Raw genomic sequence first — 16,304 nt, 5'->3', positions numbered from 1 at the left:
AGTGAGAATGCTTCAATCGGGCGCTTGCGCCAATTGCGATCGCGCCATTGCCGGTCCTGACCAGAAATTCTGTCCCACTTGCGGCCAAACCACGCCCGCACACCGCATCGATTGGCATTTCCTCGGGCATGAGCTGGAGCACAGTGTGCTGCACATGGACCGGGGCATCTTCTATTCGCTCAAGGAGCTGATGCTGCGGCCGGGCCATTTGATGCGCGACTACATCGAAGGGCGGCGCGCCAACCAGGTCAAGCCGATGTTGCTGTTGATGATCTCGGCGGCGCTCGTGGTATTGCTTGGCAAGTTTCTGCTGGGCGGCGATCTGATCGGCCCCTCCCTGCAGGCTGGCGCCGGTTATGTGGAGGGCTCCAGCATCGGGGTTGAGGGAGGCGCAGCGGCTGCAGCGTCGGCCAAGACCGCAGTTGAGGTGAAAGACTGGATCAATGCACACCTGGCTGCATTTACGCTTCTTCTCCTGCCGTTTCAGGCCGGGGCCTTCTGGTTGGCATTCAAGGGCAGGGGGCTGAACTACCCCGAATGGCTGGTGATCTCGGCCTTCCTGACTGTGCAGACGTTCATCTTCATGGCGGCTGCCGTACTCGTCCAGAGGTGGCTGCCAAGCGCGCAAATGTGGGTCGTTCCCTTTGCCTTCTTCTATCTGGTCTTTTCACTGGTGCAGTACTTCCAGAGCTCCTCGCGCTGGAAGACCGCGCTGCGCGCCTTGCTGGGCTTCATCCTGTTCACGGTGGTCAGCTCTCTGATCTCTGCTGCCGCAGGGTTTGTATTGGTCTCCATGTCGATGCTTGGCTAAAAGGGAAAACGCACCAGGGACGACTGGCACTGACTCAAGCTCGTCATCCCCGCAGATAACGGATCAGGTCCATTTAACTGGAAGTTTTAATGAACCTGACCCCTTTGTTCTTTTGCTGCTGAAACCGGAACGGAGACAGTCAAGTCCACCCGTTGCAGGTCGTGGTCGCGTGACCATCGGGTGCCTCCCCGAAGCACAGCCAAAAAGGGACGTGGCAAATTGAGCCTCATGCTGTGCGTTGGCCCGCCGTGGGCGCAGCCGAGCCTTCCCTGGACGGTGCCGCAATAGCTGCCACCCGGATGGTCTTCCGGCCGGCCGCGATGCTATCTTTCGTCGCGTATCCGGGGGGATTTCATGCCAGCCATTGCTCGTCTCGCGAGCCGCATCGCGGCTCTGTTCCTGTGTCTCGCCAGTCTGGCCGCACTGGCGCAGGCGCCGGCAGATCCTGCTGTCTGGGGCCCGTATGCCAATGTCGCCGGGACACAGCGACGCGCCCAGACGTATATCGTGCGCTGGCACTGGGCGAAGCCGGGCGCGGAACTGGTCGAGGAGTTTGTCCTGCGTGGCAGCGGCACGCTGGACTACAGCAACGTGATTACGCCTGGGCCAGGTCCCGGCCAGCTGCGTCTGGTCAGCTCGTATATGCACAAAGAGTGGCTGGGCACGTTGCAGAACGACGGCAGCGTGCTGTGGGCTGGCTCGGGTCTGCTCAAGATGCCTTACCGCGTCTCGCTTGCCGCGGACGGCGTTATCGAGATGCGCAGGGTGAAGCTGCGCAAAGGGGCGATAGCGTCGGTTGCCGCGGCAACGGCGGACTCGCGCTTCGAATTGATTCCGGACGCGGAGCCCACGCCGGCACCGGCCGATCCGATGGCCTGGGGCGTGTACGCGCGACTGGCCGGGGCGGACATGAGTGCTGGCCGTAACCTGTTCTATCGCTGGTCGTGGCGCGACAAGGACACGCTCGTCGAGGACCGCGGCGACGTGTGGGGCAAGGCATTCATCACCATCGCAGGCGCCGGCGCGTTGCGTTACGTCACCGAGGACGGCAAGGGCGTGCGCGAGGGCACCGTGCAGCCCGACGGGTCGGTAGTCTGGACAACGAAGGGTGCGGAGCCTTTCCGTGTGTCGTTGCAGGAAGGCGGGGTCGCCTACGACCACGTGACGTTGCGCGACGGCGTGGTCACGAAGTCATGGGAGATGCAACGCCTGGCGGGCACCTTGCCGCCGCCGACGGCTCGCTTGGCGCAGGCTACGCCGGCGGCGCCCGCCTCGCCCGCTACCGTTGCCGCGCCAGGGGCCGGCAAGGCGGAGCAGGCACCCGCCGTCGCTGCGGCTGGCGGCGCGACGCCCACCGAGGCGGCTCCTTCCGCCCCGGCGTTGTCCGACTTCGATGCCTCGCTGCAGGGCAGCTTCGAGGACATGTGCGCGTCCGCGACGGAGCGGAAGAGCCGCTTCTGCGACGCACTCGTGGCGCTGATTGCGAAGCGGCAGGCCGATGGCATCGCCATCGAAATCCACGAGCCGGCGCCCGAAAAACCGGCCGCGAAGAAGGGCGCCGCCGCCAGCAAGAAAAGCGCGGCGAAAAAAGCGCCGCCGCAAGAGCGGCTGTCGGCGCACCTGGGCCTGATGGCCAGGCTGGTCGACCAGCCACAATTCGTTTTCAGGACCGAGCCTGAGCGTGATCCGCCCGGTTCGCCCGACAAGGGCTACGTGTATGCGTGGGCCGTCCCCGAGACGGAGCTCGTGTGGAAGCGCATCACCGCAGGCGAGGAAGGCCCTGCTGTCGACGTCTTCCGGTGGAATGCCAAGCGCCAGAAGGTGATTGGCGTGCCGCTCGATCCCAAGGTCGCCTACGTGCTTGAGGTGGCCATCGAAAATGGGGATGTCACGAAGATATCGGCGTTGCAGCCGAACGGCCTCAGGTCGCGCTCGCTTTTACAGGCGCTGCCCGACGGTGGGATCCAGTGGACCAAGCAGGCCTTCAGGGATGGGGCATGGACCATCATCGTCAAGTCCTACGACGTTCCCGGCACGCCCGAATGGATCGCCCAATGGCAGCAGTGGCAGGCGCGTCGCCGCGAAGAGGCGCGGCTTGCAGCGGAGGCAGAGCAACGGCGCCTGCAGGCCGAACGAGAAGCGATGGCAGCGCAGGAGTTGGCGCGGCAGCAGCAGGAGGCCGAGGACGATGCGGAGTTCGAGGCCGAGCGCGCCCGCAAGGCTGCCGCCTGGAATGCGACGGCGTCGGCCGCCGAGCAGGGGCTGGCGGACTCCATCGCGCGCCTCAACGAAACCACGGCGCGGGTCCAGGCCCAGCAGGAGCAGTACCGGCTGCAACAGCAGTACGCGCAACAGGCAGCCCAGGCGGAGCAGCGCCAGCGTGAGGTCGAGAACGCGCGCCAGGCCACCCAGCGCCAGTACGAGATCGCACGCCAGTTCGAGGCGCAGCAGCAGGCGCAACGCCAGGCCCAGGCCGAGGCCCGGGCCCAGATGCAGGCGCAACACCAGGCGCAGAGGGCGTCGGCCGCAGCTGCAGGCACGGCGTCCACGCTGACCGATGCCAACACCTGCGTGAGCCGGCCGATCGTCGGCCCCAATCATGCGTGTGGCAAGGGCACGTCGGCCTCGGTCACCAACCAGTGCTCTTCGCCAGTGGACGTACGCATGTGCTCGATGACGCCCAACGGGTGGGATTGCAGCGCACGTTGGGGCCTGGCGCCCGGCGCCAGTTGGAGCCAGGCGTGGTGCGCGGGCACTTCGCAGATCTTCATGTCAGCCCGCAACAGCGGCAGCAGCACTGCGCTCGGTTCGCCCTAGGTTCCGCACGGCCGCGTGGGCGGCTTTGTTGATGTCTCGCCTGGCGTGCAATGGCGTGTCAGGCGCGGCAATGAGAGCTGGCCTTTCTGCTTGTCTGCGACTTGCGATCGTCCGTAGCGATGCGAGGCCAGCGCGCCATGCCGTGCTTCCTGCGTTGGAACACAGCAGCCAGGCAACCAATGACTTGTGGCGTTTGCTTGCCACCACCTGTCGCCATAACCTCGTTCCGTCTTCATGAAGGATGGCAGCCATGCGCGTACTTCGTCCTCTGGCCTTGCTTCTGGCTGCCGGCCTCGCATGCTCCGCCGCGAATGCGGCCGACGTTGACGGGACGGCGCAGCCAGGGGAGCGCGATGTCTTCAACCAGGTGCAGCAGAACGCCTGGTATCTGCCGACGACGGATCATGTGGCGAAGTTGTTCGTGACCGAGATCGGGCAGGGTTCGCCGGTGGTGTTCCTGCATGGCGGTCCGGGGCGCGATTTCCACTACATCATCGACGCCTTGCGCCCGCAGTTGGAACAGCATGCCTTCGTCCTGTACGACCAGCGCGGCAGCGTCCTGTCGCCGGTGCCGGCGGGAACCGAGGCCAAGCTGACCATGCGCCAGATGGTGGATGACCTGGAGGCGTTGCGCGTCGCGCTGGGCCGCGATCGGCTGGTGCTGTTCGGGCACTCGTTCGGCAGCCTGCTGGCCATGGCCTATTACCGGGCCCATCCCGCGCACGTGGAGCGCCTGGTTCTGGCCGGCTCCCTGCCACCGGTGATGGACAAGGCCATGGCGGATGCCTATGACAAGGCGCTGGACCAGCGGGAAACCGCCATGATGTCGCGCGAAGACGCCATCGCGCGGGCGCTGGCCGAGGCCGGCCTGCCGTCGGACAAGGGCCGCGACACACCGCGGCAGGCGAGGATGCGCTTGCGCATTCGCTACAACGCGCCGTTGGACCTGGTGCACGTGGAGCGCTGGCGCCAGCTCACCAGCGGCGGCATCTACTACAACCACGCGGCGGGCGCGGCGATTGCCGCGAGCATGCCTGCCTGGGACGTGCGTCCGGCGATCGCGGCGCACCCGGTGCCGATCACCGTCATCCAGGGCGACAGCGACTATCTCGATCCGTCGGCCCACTTGTGGTCCGCCCTGGGGGGAAAGATCCGCCTTCGCGTCATCCGTGATGCCGGGCACTGCGCCTGGATCGACCAGCCGCAGGCGTTCGCCGAGGCGCTGCGCGATGGTTTGGACGGCCATTGACGAGAGTGCGATCGGCGGAGCCGCTCGGTACACGGAGTAATCGGGCAGTCTCGCCTGCCCGCGAAGCTGACTCCTTCCGGGATGGATTCTTCTACCTGATCGCGCCCTTTGATCGCGAGTCTTCAGGGGCCATGGCGCAACAAATCGCTGATCGACCGCGGCGCGCCTTTTGCTCGATACTCCTGCGCGGGCTGTACTGCCGTCTCGTGATTTTCGACCATCGAAAGGATTCCCATGGCTTACTCAATGAACCAGGTGGCCCTGTACCTCAACCTCGCTGCCGCACGGGTCAAGGCGGATGGCGACCTGCGTTATCTGATGGGACCGGGAGCACCGAAGATCAGTGGCGGCGGCAATCTGCAGGAGACGCAGATACTCTTCGTGCGCGATGCGCTGTGGGTCGCCAACAACGACGATGCCGACACCGTGCTGCAGAAAGCCATACTCGAAAAGCTGCTGATCGGGACGCCGGAGGCACTCATCGAGCATGTCGAGGCCTGCCAGACACGCGTCTTCAAACGCATGAAGCTCGGCGCGAAGGAGATTTTCGTGCCGCCGGGTTCACCCGCGGAAATTCTGCTCGCCGAACTTGCCGGCCTCGACGATGCGGGGGCCAAGCGTGACCTGACCTATCCGCCTGCCCTTGGCGCCTTGCCAGTTGCCGGCAAGAAGCCCGTCGGCTACGCGCTGCAGCCACCGGGGTCGGGCACGGCGCCAGCTGTCTCGGGCATCGTTTTTGTCACCGGCAACTACGAAGGTACCGTGGGTTCGGGGGATAACGAGCATGCTGAGCAGAAGCTGCTCGCGGCCTTGAGTCGGGTGCCCGACAGTGTGCGTGGCACATTGGCGCTGTATGGTTGCAAGCGGCAATGCAGCGTTTGCAAAAGCGTGTTCGACAAGGCGATCCCGAAAGTCGCGTCGTCCTATCGCTACCTCAATTGCCGCGCCCACGACGACCCTGCGATCGAGAATTACCAGGCGCAGGCGCATCCCTCGGGGATCAAGGCGCTGGACGTCGATCGGTACTTTCCGGTGTAGTGCTCGCGGGCTTCAATAGCGACGCCGACCTGAAGGGACATGGCCAATGAAAGTTGCTCGCCACCGCCTGTTCGTGGTGGCGAGCTCCAGTGCCTCCCGGTACTTCCGGCACACTCCCTCGGCCCGCTGTCAGGTCCAGCATTCCCCGCACCGATCACCACGATCCGCTGCGGGGGAGAGACGTCATGCCGACCATGGACCGCCGACAGTTCCTGAAGCTTTCCGCCACGCTGGGTGCGGCGCTGGCCCTGGGTTGCACGCCGTTGCGTCCGTCGTCGAGCGGCTGGCGCGAGCGCCGGGAGCTATATCCGCAAGGTGTCGCCTCCGGCGATCCGGATGACAACAGCGTCCTGCTGTGGACGCGGCGCCCGTATGCGGATGGGCGCACCAGCGCCACGTTGCGGGTCGAGGTGGCGCAGGACCCGGCCTTCACCCAGGTGATCGCGACCACGGCCGCGCGGGTGTCGGCGGCGTCCGACTGGACCTGCCGGGTGCTGGTCGGCCAGCTGCCGTCGGCCCGCGAATACTGGTATCGCTTCGTGGACGAGGAGGGCAACGGCAGCCGCATTGGCCGCACGATCACGGCCCCCGCGCCGGACGACGCGCGACCGGCACGCTTCGCCTTCGTCAGTTGCCAGGACGTGTGCGAAGGCGCCCTGAATGCGTATCGACGGATGATCTTCGAAGACGAGCGCGCCGCGCCCGAAGACCGCATCGGCTTCGTGCTGCACCTGGGCGACTTCGTCTACGAGGTCGTGCAATACCCTGACCAGGTCAGGGACGGCCATCGCTACGACCGCCGCATCACGTTCCCGGTGCACTACCCGACAGGCAAGACGGTCGCCAACAACCGTTACTGGGTGCCGGCCTCGCTGGAGGATTACCGCGCCCTCTACCACGGCTACCTGCAGGACCCGGACCTGCAGGATGCGCGTGCGCGCTGGCCGTTCATGGCGGTGTGGGACAACCACGAATTCTCCTGGCAGGGCTGGCAGTCGATCCAGGAGTTCCCCGGCACGGAGGGCTGGGTGCCCGCGCAGACGCTCAAGGTGGCGGCCAACCAGGCCTGGTTCGAATACCAGCCCGCGCGGGTCGCGGCACCGGGCGCCAGCCTGGACAGCTTCGCCGCGCCGCACGTCGTCGATATGCTGGTTACCGAGTTCGACGACGACGGACTGGGGCGCGAAGCCAACAACCTCGCCGCCATCAACAGCCTGGTCGTCTATCGCGCCCTGCGCTGGGGCCGGCACATCGACCTGATCCTCACCGACCAGCACAGCTTCCGCTCGCGCGACCCGGGGTCGCACGACGAGATCAACCCGCTGTTCGAAGGCGACAAGCTGGGCTGGGTGCCCGAGGAACTGGCGATGCAGATCGACGGCGGCCGCGACTATGCCGGCGGCCATCCGCCGGCGAAGCTGTCCTTCCGCGGCAAGAGCGTGGCGAACTACCGCGCCGGCGAAGCGGCGCAGACATTGCTGGGGGCGAAGCAGAAAGCCTGGTTCCTCGAACGCCTGCGCGGCGCGCAAGCCACCTGGAAGATCTGGGGCAATTCGCTGGGCACGCCCGACTGGCGCGTGGACCCGCAGCACCTTCCGCCCGCAATCGGCTCATGGTCCGGCGAAGGTTATGCCGTGATGGCCACCAGCGACTGGGGCGGCGCGTACCACGAACGCGCGGAGATCTTCGACACCGTGCGTAACGAGGGCATCACCGGTTTCGCCATCGTCTCCGGCGACCGCCACAGCTTCTGGGCCGGCTACGCGGCCAAGGCCTTGCCGCCCGCCGCGTTCGAGCCCGTGGGCGTCACCTTCGTGGGCGGTTCGCTGATTTCACCGGGGATGCTCGAAGCCTCCGAGCACAACCTGAAAAAGGACGATCCGCTGCGTCCGTTGTATGTCGCCAATCCGGGCGACGGACCAACGCAGGCCACCGTCAACCTGCTGATGCATCACGGCGTGCGCTCGGCGCTGGAGTTCGCCAGGAGCGGCGACCTCAAGAAGGCGCACGCCGTCAGCAATCCCGAGCTGGCCCCGCACCTTGCCTTCGTCGACATGGGCGGCCACGGCTACGCGACCATTCGCGTCGACGCCAGCACGATGGCCACCGACTTCGTCTGCATCCCGCGCCCGATCGAGCGCAACCCGAGCCCGGACGGCGGCCCGCTGCGCTATCGCGTCCGCCACGAAGTGCCGCTGTGGCAAGCCGGCGAGCGTCCGCGGATGCGGCAGACGATGGTGGAGGGCGATCCGGGCCTGGCGGTGTGAAAACCCGCACGAGAAGACGGAACAACATGCCGGGAACAACTCCGTAGCTGTCGGTGACTGGTGTTGTCGTGTGGCTCAGTCGCCGATGCGCCGCCAGACCGAGATGGGCACGTTGCCGTCCGGACGCGGCGGCACCCGGTAGCTGAGCGTGTCGCCGCGCAACTCGAAGCTGCGGCTCTGCTGCTGTCCCTCCCAGTTGGGAAAGGAGGCGCCTTCGATGCGGAACACCAGATGGTGGTCCGGTTCGACCGCGACCGTGCCGTAGTGGGTGCTCGAGCCCATCACGGCTGCCTGGTATTCCGGCGCGGTCGCCCTGGCCTTGCTCGGGTCGGCAAAGCGGGGGCGGTCGCTGCGGTAGAGCTGCAGCGAGTAATGCCCCGCGTGGTCGATCAGCAGCAGGCCTTTCGGCGCGTCGCCGTAGTCGCGCGAACGCGAGCCATCCGGATGCAGCACGTCGGCCGCCACCAGGGTCCAGGTTCCGGCCAGCGAAATTTCGCCATGGGTGTCGTTTGCCGGAGTGCCGGCGGAGCAGGCCAGGCCGGGCAGCAGGCAGGCGATGGCGGCAAGACGGGAGAAGCGGCGGCGCGGGTTCATGGGGTTTTCCTCTGTCGAATCGGGGGGAGGCTGCACCGATCGTAGGGTTTGAAAGCCTGCGGAAAAAGCGAATAATTCGAGGACGATACTTTCGAATTACTTACCGATGCCGCTCCCCAACCTCGACATGGATGCACTGCGCAGCCTGGTGGCGATCCTGCGCCTGGGCGGTCTGGCCCGTGCCGCGGAGCGGATCGGTCGCTCGCCGTCGGCGATCAGCCAGCAGATGCGCAAGCTGGAAGCTCAACTGGGCGAACCGCTGTTTCGCAAGCAGGGTCGCCGCGTGGTGCTGACCGAGGCGGGTGATCGGGTGCAGGCGTACGCGCGGCGCATCCTGGAGCTCAACGACGAGGCCGTGCATGCGGTGCGTGGTGCGGCGATCGAGGGCACGGTGCGTTTCGGCCTGCCGGGCGATTTCGCCGAGTCGTGGTTGCCGGCGGCGCTGGGCCAGTTCCGCCAGGCCTATCCGGCGGTGCGCGTGGACGTGCTGGTCGAACCCAACCGGCGGCTGCTCGAACGGCTCGACCGCGGCGAGCTCGACCTGGTGCTGGCCATGAACCAGGGCGCTCGCGCGGACGCCGAACACCTGGCCACGCTGCCGATGAGCTGGATCGGACCGAAAGGCACGGGCAAACTCGTGCGGCCCGACAGCGTGCTGGACCTGGCGCTCTATCGGCCGCCGTGCTTCTTCCGCCAGGCCGGCACGGCTGCGCTGGATCGGGCCGGCATCGCGTGGCGACCGGCCTTCGTCACCGCCAGCCTGCACAGCCTGTGGGCGGGCGTGGGCGCGGGGCTGGGCATCACCGTGCGCACGGCCGCCGATCTTCCGCCCACGCTGATGCGCCTGGGCCCGCAGCACGGCCTGCCGCCGCTGCCGGGCGTGGAGCTGTGCCTGCACACCGCTCCCGGCGCGCCGTCGGCAGCGCTGACCCGGCTGCGGCAAGCCGTGATGGAGCAGGCGCAGCTGCACCTGGGCCGGACGACGAGGAAGGGAAGCGGCCCAGGCGACCGCTGACAAGGTGTCGCCGCGTTGTCGAAATGGCCAGCTTCTGTTCGTCGTGAACAGGAAGGCAGCCACGACTGCGCAACCGGAAGACATGGCATGAGCGAATACCTGATCTACTTCAACCAGGCGTGGGTCGGCGAGCATTCCGAAGCGTGGTTCGCGACGCGCGGTCCGCTGGCCAGGGCGGTGGTGGAGGAAATGAAGGCGGCCGGAGTCTACCTGTATGCCGGGGGGCTGGAGGAGGATCCGGACGCGGCCTTCACCGCGGATGCGACCGGCGGCACGTTGAGATTCAGCGACGGGCCCTACGTGCGGAATCCGCAGTTTCTGGGCGGATTCGCCGCGATCGACGTGGCCGACGAGGCAGCGGCGAGGCGATGGGCCGGCAAGCTGGCCGAAGCCTGCGGCTGGCCCCAGGAAGTTCGCCGGTTCAAGTCGTAGCCCGGAAGAAATGCGACGGACGGGCCACCGCACTCTGGCCCTTTCTTGTTTGTGGGAGGCATGAAATGACACGCGCAGTCGATGCCGGGAAGACAAGTGACAAGGTGGCAGCAAAGGCCAAGGCCAGCCGGGTCGCCAGGGCAGGGGCGAAGGCGGGCGAACCTGGCAGGCGTGCGGCGGAGCCCGTGGTCGCCACGAAGCTGCTGGCAGCCATGACCGGCCGCGCGAGCTCGGCGAAGGCCAGGGACGGGGACGAGCCGGTTTTTGCCTATATCCGCAGCCTGCCGCAACCGCAACGCGGCATCGCCGAATCCGTCGATGCCCTGGCGGCCAGGACCTTGCCGGACTTGAAGCGTTCGGTGAAGTGGGGCATGGCGTGGTACGGCGTCGGCGATGGCTGGTGCTTCTCGTGCGGCGGTTTCATCGGCCACGTCAAGCTCACCTTCGGCCGCGGCACCTCGCTGCAGCCCGTGCCGCCGGTCAAGCCGATCGGGATGGGCAAGGACTCGCGCGGCGTGGACCTCGCGTCGGTGGAGGAACTCGACGAACGCCAGGTCGCCGCGTGGATGCAACAGGCCACGGCCATTCCCGGTTTCGGCGGGAAGAAGCACTGAGAGGTTGCGATTTTTTCAACCTCGAAGCCCGGCCATGGATGGCCGGACGTGGATCGGTCACGCAAGTGACTGATTCACGTGAGCACGTCCGGGCATGTACCGGACGTGCGATAGAAGAAAACCACAGGAAGTGGTTTTCTTCACAGGCTCTGAATCGTCGGACCGGCGACGTTTCGCTGTGCTGGTCGAGGCCGCTGGTGCCGGCGTGCATGCGGCGGACGCACCTCCTGGCGACAGAACAGAGAAGTGCAGCTGCCCCGTGTCCCGCTGGTGATCACCCGGGCTGGTGGATGCGCGGCTGGCCTGAAAGCGGATCGATGTCGGACCGGGGTGCGGCGGCCGGTGCCGGACGGCGGCAGACCTGTCGTGTCGCGGGATCGACCTCGAACCGTTCTCCGCGTTCGTTCTCGATCAGCAGCTTGCCGCCTTCGACGCGCAGCGAGCGGAACCACACGTCCTGCACGTCGCCTTCCAGCTCGGGACGACGCGGATTTTCGTAGACCTTCAGCCGCCACACTTCGCGATGGGAGGCGTCGCACGCGGCGAGCATGCCGCCGATCTGGCCATCCGTTTCAAGCGCGCCGGAAACCTGGGCATAACGCATGCCCTCGATGAAAACCGGCGGCACCCGCGGAGGAGGCACGCGGCTGGCGCAGGGTTTGGCGTCGTGGGTCATGGCGTCTGCCTCGTGCATCGCTGATCCGGGTAAAGGTAGCGCAAAGGTGTCGGAGCATGAACTCCGCTCGGCATGGCCTGTGACCCTCGGCTACCATCCCTGGCCATGAATCATTCCGCCGACACGATCCGATGCAAGGCGAAGCTGCTGCGCCCTGCGATTCCGAAAGACGCGAGCTGGGCGTTCGTGGTGCTGCCGACGGCAGCGAGCGCGAAGCTGCCGACACGCAGCATGGTGACGGTGGACGGACTGCTAGACGGCCATCCGTTCCAGGCCACGCTGGAGCCGGACGGACAGGGCAGCCACTGGCTCCAGGTGGAACAGGCTCTTCGGGAAGCCGCCGGGATCGCCGTGGGTGACACGATCCAGCTGGCGTTCGCACCGGTCGAGGTGGAGCCGGAGCCGAAGCTGCCCGCCGATCTGCGCAAGGCACTCGCCGCCCAGCCCGCGGCTCTTGCGTCCTGGAACGACATCACGCCCGTGGCACGTCGGGACTGGATTCACTGGATCAGCTCGGGCAAGAAGGCGGAGACGCGCGAACGACGCATCCACACGGCCTGCGACATGCTTGCCAGCGGCAAGCGTCGCGCCTGTTGCTTCGATCGCTCGGGCATCTACAGCAAGGCTTTCAGTGCGCCGAAGGCGGCCGAATGAGGCGTTGGCGCGGCACGGATTGCGGATGGCCTCGATGCAGTGACGCATCAGGAAGATCCGCCTGCATGCGCGGGAAGGCCGCGGGCTCGGCGGTTGCCTCGCGCTGAATTCAGCGCGGCAGCGCGGCCTGGCGTTCCTGCAGGAAACGGCGGACGGCGGGGTCGCTGGCCAGGCCGATCGCCATGTCGAACGCGTCGCGGGCTTCGGGATAGGCATGGGTTCGGGCCAGCAAGGCCGCGCGTGCTGCCCAGTAAGGCTGGTATTGCAGCAGCCGCCCGTCGGCGGCGAGTGTTTCCAGGATATCCAGCGCAGCGGGCGGACCTTGCAGTTCGGCGATGGCCAGCGCGCGGTTGAGCGCGACCACCGGTGAGCCGGAGAGCGCAAGCAGCGCATCGTAGATCTGCACTTCGGGCGTCCAGTCGGTGCGCCCGCTGCGGCGGCGCTCGACATGCGCCGACTGCAGCGCGGCTTCGAGTTGATGCCGGCCGATGCGGCCCAGCGTGCTGGCGCGCAGCAGCAGGGCTTCCGCCTCGTCGATCATCGCGTTGTCCCACAGCGCGACATCCTGCTCGGCCAGCGGCACGTAGTCGCCCGCCGCGTTGCGGCGTGCACCACACCTGGCCTGCGCATGCAGCAGGCAGGCCAGCAGACCCAGCGCCTCGGGTTCCTGCGGCAGCAGCCGGGCCACCAGGTCGGCGAGGAACAGCGCTTCGGCCGTGAGGTCGCGACGGACCAGGTCGGTGCCGCCGGGATCGCTCCAGCCTTCCGCGTAAGCAGCGTAGATCGCATCCAGCACGCCATCCAGCCGTCCGGCCAGCTCGTCGCGCGCGGGGATGGCGAACGGAATGCCCGCTTCGCGGATCTTCTGTTTCGCCCGGCCCAGGCGTTTGCCCATGGCCTCGGGTGACGCGAGGAACGCCGAGGCGATCGTCTTCGCATCCAGCCCCAGCACGGCCTGCAACATCAGCGGTGCGCGGATGCCCGCGTCGATCGCCGGATGGGCGCAGGCGAACAGCAGCGCGAGGCGCTGGTCGGGGATGGCCTCGTCATCCGCGATCGCCGTTGCGTTGTCGTCGATCTCCGCCAGAAGCTGCAGCTGTGCGGCGACCGCTTCGCCACTGCGGCGGCGGCGAATGCCATCGATGCCCTTGCGCCGGGCCACGGTCAGCAACCATGCCTCCGGGTTGGCGGGACAGCCGTTGCGCGGCCAGTCCGCCAGCGCGGAGGCGAATGCCTCGGACAACGCATCCTCGGCCGCCGCCACGTCGCGCATGGCGGCGGCCAGGAACGCGATCAGCTTGCCGTAGCTGCGACGCGCCACGGCGTCTGCAGTACGGCGCGCCTGCGCCGCGGCTTCCAACTACATGCTCCAGACCGGCCGCACTTCGATCGTGCCGTGGCTGGCTCCGGGGCAGCGCGCGGCCCAGGCCAGCGCCGCATCCAGGTCCGGCACATCGATCAGGTAATAGCCGGCCAGTTGCTCCTTGGAATCCACGTACGGTCCATCCAGCACCTGCGACTTGCCGTCGGCGACATGCACGGTGGTGGCGGTCGTGCTGTTCTGCAGGCGGTTCGAGCCGACCAGCGCGCCACCGGTCTTCAGTGCCTGCGTGTAGGCCGCATAGGCGGCGACGCCCTGAGCCTGTTCGGCCGGGGTCATCTGCGACCAGCTGCCCTCGTTTCCATACAGCATCAACAGATATTGCATCGAAGTTCTCCACAGTGAGTGATCGGCGGGCAGTGTGCGCCGCCATTCCCATGACGCGCGAGCTTCGGCGATTTGGACACGTGGCGTCGATTCTCGGTAAAGCTGTCTGGCCACAGGCATGTGCGGCCGTCTGCCGGTCAGGACACGGGATCAATGCCCGTTTCCGGCGAATGCCTTCCGCTGCTCGCGAGTGGCACGTCGACAGTCATGGTCGGCCCGCCAGCCGCTGCGTTCGAGGAGGGCGGCGGCGTTGTTGTTGTCGACATTGAGGATGTCCTGGATGGCGCGCTGCTTGTCCGTGGCCTGCGCGTAATAGGCGCGCACGATGCGGTAACCCACCCAGTAGCCGAGATCGCCCGGCCGCTCGGGCGTGCCGACACCGTTGTAGAGCCAGTCGGACATCCCGGTGCCCATCGCCCCGGTTTCGAAATCGCGTTCGATGCGGCATTCGCTGCCTCGCGTCCATCGCTTCAGATGACTGTTGGTGATCTCGCCGGAAGTCAGCTCGCCGATGAACTCGGCGCCGCCTTCCACCAGCGAGGTGAACAGCAGCGTGGCATCCGCCGGCGGATCGACTCCCGCAGCCGGCTGCTGTACGTGCACGTACTCGTGGGCGATCAGGTGAACCAGCCGCTGCACGATGTCCGGGTCCAGCCAGTTCGATCGGCAGACGACTTCCAGGCCGATAGTGACGCCTCCGGGCGTGGTGGTTCCGCCGGTGTTGTTGCGCCCGATGACGATGGTCACCGGTGGCAGGGCGGCCTGCGGGTCCAGCCGGGTCAGTTCGGAAAAGACCTGGCGCAGTTGCTCGCGTGCCGCCGGAAGCATCGGTACGCACTGGCGCGCATCGCGGAAAGCCCCGGGTGATTTCCCGATTGCATCGGCGAGCTTCTGCGCGGAAAAGATGCGCGCCTGGACGAACTGCTGCAGTCCCGCCGATCCGCCGTCGAGATAACCAGCCTGCAGTGCTGCAGCCGATGGCGTGCCGTGGGCCTTGTCGTAGACGGCGTAGAAACGCGCGACATCATCGATCCGCACCACCGGTTGCCCGGGGGCTGTCGATGGTGCGGCCTTCACGACGGAAGTTGCCGGCACGGCGCCGGCAACGACAAAAAGCAGCAATGCAAATATCCATCGGCGCATCGTTAGTCCCGTGGTCTGATGGCCCGGCACGGGCCGTTCCCGAGGGCGAAGACTCGCACGATCTTCCCGTGTCGGCGACCCGACGACGGTGACCCGGCGTCCGTTCCCTGGCGACGCCTCCGCGACGGCAACCGCGACCGCGGTGCTGCCCGCAGGTTTTTGCAGGGGCTGCAGCGGCCGGCAATCCCGCTAGACTCGACTTCCCGCTTCCGTTCTGGAGATGGCTGATGAACCTGCGCCACTGGTCTTCGGTGTTTGCCTGCGTGTTGATGCTTGGCCTGTGCGTCCCGGGACGCGCGGCCGAAGCGCCGCTGCGGGTGATGACGTTCAATGTGCGGGTGCCGGCGGATACCGGCATGAATGCCTGGGAGAACCGGCGCGACCTGATGGTGCAGGTGATCAAGGAGCAGCATCCGGACCTGCTCGGCACCCAGGAACTGACCGAGGAGCAGGGCGAGTATCTTGCCGCGCACCTGCCGGGTTACGCGTGGTTCGGACAGGGACGCGACGGTGGCACCAAGGGCGAGCACATGGGCGTGTTCTACCGCACGGATCGCCTGACGGTGGAGCACTCCGGCGACTTCTGGCTTTCCGATACGCCGGACGTGCCGGGCAGCCGGACCTGGGGCCAACCGCTCCCCCGCATGGTGACCTGGGCCTGGTTTCACCGGCGCGATGGCGGCGGCAGCTTTGTCTATCTCAACACGCACTTCCCGTATCGCGACGAGGATGTGCGGCCGCGCATGTTGAGCGCGAAGGAGATCGTGCAGTGGATCGGCAAGCTGCCTGCGGACACGCGGGTGATCCTGGCCGGGGATTTCAACTGCGCGCCCGAAACGTCGGTGCACGCCGCGTTGACGCATGACCTGCAAGATGCGTGGATGACGGCGGCGTCGCGCTCCGGTCCGGCGAAGACGTTCCACAATTTCACCGGCAACCCCGACCAGCGCATCGACTGGATACTGAGCCGCGGTTTCAAGGCGATCGCCGTCCACACGATCACCACCCACGACGGCGCACGCTATCCCTCCGATCATTTTCCCGTGATCGCTGAGCTCGGTCGGTAGCGGCACAACGGACGACTGCGTCGTGAACACGACGCAAATTTTTGCGAAGTGACTGTGCTTTGAACGGAAGGTCGCGCCCGCTCTCCGGCGATTGATCCAAACGGAGTAGGCTCAGCCGCCGACGCATCGCATAGTGATCGCGTCGCCAATTCGTGGCGGCTGCCTGGCGCAACATCGGCGTCATGCTGCCAGCGCGACTTCAAATCAAAACCAGGGGCA

The 16,304-nt window shown here is 66.7% G+C and carries 15 protein-coding genes; 10 read left to right on the top strand and 5 right to left on the bottom strand.

The window, feature by feature from the left end:
• Positions 1-7: 7 nt before the first annotated feature.
• From ASD55_RS11770 to ASD55_RS11750, 5 genes are all read left to right on the top strand, one after another.
• A complete protein-coding gene (locus ASD55_RS11770; protein ID WP_082542755.1) occupies positions 8-811 on the top strand; it encodes a DUF3667 domain-containing protein in 804 nt (267 codons plus the stop codon).
• Positions 812-1,165: 354 nt separating this feature from the next.
• Positions 1,166-3,628 carry a hypothetical protein gene (locus tag ASD55_RS11765; RefSeq protein ID WP_157598961.1) on the top strand — a complete coding sequence of 821 codons (2,463 nt, stop codon included), beginning with the start codon at positions 1,166-1,168 and terminating at the stop codon, positions 3,626-3,628.
• Between the two features lie 250 nt (positions 3,629-3,878).
• A complete protein-coding gene (locus tag ASD55_RS11760; RefSeq protein WP_162248788.1) occupies positions 3,879-4,877 on the top strand; it encodes an alpha/beta hydrolase in 999 nt (332 codons plus the stop codon).
• Positions 4,878-5,111: 234 nt separating this feature from the next.
• On the top strand, positions 5,112-5,915 hold the full coding sequence (locus tag ASD55_RS11755; RefSeq protein ID WP_157598959.1) for a hypothetical protein: 804 nt from the start codon (positions 5,112-5,114) through the stop codon (positions 5,913-5,915).
• Between the two features lie 185 nt (positions 5,916-6,100).
• Complete coding sequence (locus ASD55_RS11750) at positions 6,101-8,182, top strand: alkaline phosphatase D family protein (RefSeq protein ID WP_056766342.1); 2,082 nt, start codon at positions 6,101-6,103, stop codon at positions 8,180-8,182.
• 75 nt (positions 8,183-8,257) lie between these two features.
• On the opposite strand, the gene ASD55_RS11745 is transcribed toward ASD55_RS11750, so the two are convergent.
• Positions 8,258-8,776: a lipocalin-like domain-containing protein gene (locus ASD55_RS11745; RefSeq protein ID WP_056766339.1), complete on the bottom strand. Its 519-nt coding sequence runs from the start codon at positions 8,774-8,776 to the stop codon at positions 8,258-8,260.
• 106 nt (positions 8,777-8,882) lie between these two features.
• Here ASD55_RS11745 and ASD55_RS11740 point away from each other — a divergent pair, with 106 nt between their 5' ends.
• From ASD55_RS11740 to ASD55_RS11730, 3 genes are all read left to right on the top strand, one after another.
• Positions 8,883-9,791, top strand: coding sequence for a LysR substrate-binding domain-containing protein (locus ASD55_RS11740; RefSeq protein ID WP_056766337.1), 909 nt, complete (start codon positions 8,883-8,885; stop codon positions 9,789-9,791).
• 87 nt (positions 9,792-9,878) lie between these two features.
• A complete protein-coding gene (locus tag ASD55_RS11735) occupies positions 9,879-10,223 on the top strand; it encodes a YciI family protein (RefSeq protein ID WP_007806013.1) in 345 nt (114 codons plus the stop codon).
• Positions 10,224-10,408: 185 nt separating this feature from the next.
• Positions 10,409-10,837, top strand: a complete 429-nt coding sequence (locus ASD55_RS11730; protein WP_056766336.1) for a DUF1801 domain-containing protein — start codon at positions 10,409-10,411, stop codon at positions 10,835-10,837.
• Positions 10,838-11,111: 274 nt separating this feature from the next.
• Here ASD55_RS11730 and ASD55_RS11725 read toward each other — a convergent pair whose 3' ends face one another.
• A complete protein-coding gene (locus ASD55_RS11725; RefSeq protein WP_056766334.1) occupies positions 11,112-11,531 on the bottom strand; it encodes a hypothetical protein in 420 nt (139 codons plus the stop codon).
• 87 nt (positions 11,532-11,618) lie between these two features.
• Here ASD55_RS11725 and ASD55_RS11720 point away from each other — a divergent pair, with 87 nt between their 5' ends.
• Positions 11,619-12,167, top strand: a complete 549-nt coding sequence (locus ASD55_RS11720) for a YdeI/OmpD-associated family protein (RefSeq protein WP_056766331.1) — start codon at positions 11,619-11,621, stop codon at positions 12,165-12,167.
• Positions 12,168-12,276: 109 nt separating this feature from the next.
• On the opposite strand, the gene ASD55_RS11715 is transcribed toward ASD55_RS11720, so the two are convergent.
• The 3 genes from ASD55_RS11715 to ASD55_RS11705 form a co-directional block, all read right to left on the bottom strand.
• Positions 12,277-13,527: a DUF6596 domain-containing protein gene (locus ASD55_RS11715; RefSeq protein ID WP_056766330.1), complete on the bottom strand. Its 1,251-nt coding sequence runs from the start codon at positions 13,525-13,527 to the stop codon at positions 12,277-12,279.
• Positions 13,528-13,875 (bottom strand): YciI family protein, encoded by a 348-nt coding sequence (locus tag ASD55_RS11710; RefSeq protein ID WP_056718254.1) that lies wholly within the window; start codon positions 13,873-13,875, stop codon positions 13,528-13,530.
• A gap of 150 nt (positions 13,876-14,025) precedes the next feature.
• A complete protein-coding gene (locus ASD55_RS11705) occupies positions 14,026-14,997 on the bottom strand; it encodes a DUF2268 domain-containing putative Zn-dependent protease (RefSeq protein WP_056766327.1) in 972 nt (323 codons plus the stop codon).
• A gap of 248 nt (positions 14,998-15,245) precedes the next feature.
• Here ASD55_RS11705 and ASD55_RS11700 point away from each other — a divergent pair, with 248 nt between their 5' ends.
• A complete protein-coding gene (locus ASD55_RS11700) occupies positions 15,246-16,085 on the top strand; it encodes an endonuclease/exonuclease/phosphatase family protein (RefSeq protein ID WP_200946156.1) in 840 nt (279 codons plus the stop codon).
• Positions 16,086-16,304: the final 219 nt, after the last annotated feature.

This window comes from Rhodanobacter sp. Root561, from assembly GCF_001427365.1.
In the GTDB taxonomy this organism is placed as follows: Bacteria; Pseudomonadota; Gammaproteobacteria; order Xanthomonadales; family Rhodanobacteraceae; genus Rhodanobacter.
The sequence above is the reverse complement of the archived record's forward strand: the minus strand, read 5'-3'. Positions and strand labels throughout refer to the sequence as shown.

What these genes read in the sequence shown, in the direction of transcription:
- ASD55_RS11740 (WP_056766337.1), top strand. Translation starts at nt 8,883, where the DNA reads ATGCCGCTCCCCAACCTCGACATGGATGCACTGCGCAGCCTGGTGGCG.
- ASD55_RS11760 (WP_162248788.1), top strand. Translation starts at nt 3,879, where the DNA reads ATGCGCGTACTTCGTCCTCTGGCCTTGCTTCTGGCTGCCGGCCTCGCA.
- ASD55_RS11700 (WP_200946156.1), top strand. Translation starts at nt 15,246, where the DNA reads ATGAACCTGCGCCACTGGTCTTCGGTGTTTGCCTGCGTGTTGATGCTT.
- ASD55_RS11770 (WP_082542755.1), top strand. Translation starts at nt 8, where the DNA reads ATGCTTCAATCGGGCGCTTGCGCCAATTGCGATCGCGCCATTGCCGGT.
- ASD55_RS11720 (WP_056766331.1), top strand. Translation starts at nt 11,619, where the DNA reads ATGAATCATTCCGCCGACACGATCCGATGCAAGGCGAAGCTGCTGCGC.
- ASD55_RS11765 (WP_157598961.1), top strand. Translation starts at nt 1,166, where the DNA reads ATGCCAGCCATTGCTCGTCTCGCGAGCCGCATCGCGGCTCTGTTCCTG.
- ASD55_RS11735 (WP_007806013.1), top strand. Translation starts at nt 9,879, where the DNA reads ATGAGCGAATACCTGATCTACTTCAACCAGGCGTGGGTCGGCGAGCAT.
- ASD55_RS11710 (WP_056718254.1), bottom strand. Translation starts at nt 13,875, where the DNA reads ATGCAATATCTGTTGATGCTGTATGGAAACGAGGGCAGCTGGTCGCAG.
- ASD55_RS11750 (WP_056766342.1), top strand. Translation starts at nt 6,101, where the DNA reads ATGCCGACCATGGACCGCCGACAGTTCCTGAAGCTTTCCGCCACGCTG.
- ASD55_RS11725 (WP_056766334.1), bottom strand. Translation starts at nt 11,531, where the DNA reads ATGCACGAGGCAGACGCCATGACCCACGACGCCAAACCCTGCGCCAGC.
- ASD55_RS11745 (WP_056766339.1), bottom strand. Translation starts at nt 8,776, where the DNA reads ATGAACCCGCGCCGCCGCTTCTCCCGTCTTGCCGCCATCGCCTGCCTG.
- ASD55_RS11755 (WP_157598959.1), top strand. Translation starts at nt 5,112, where the DNA reads ATGGCTTACTCAATGAACCAGGTGGCCCTGTACCTCAACCTCGCTGCC.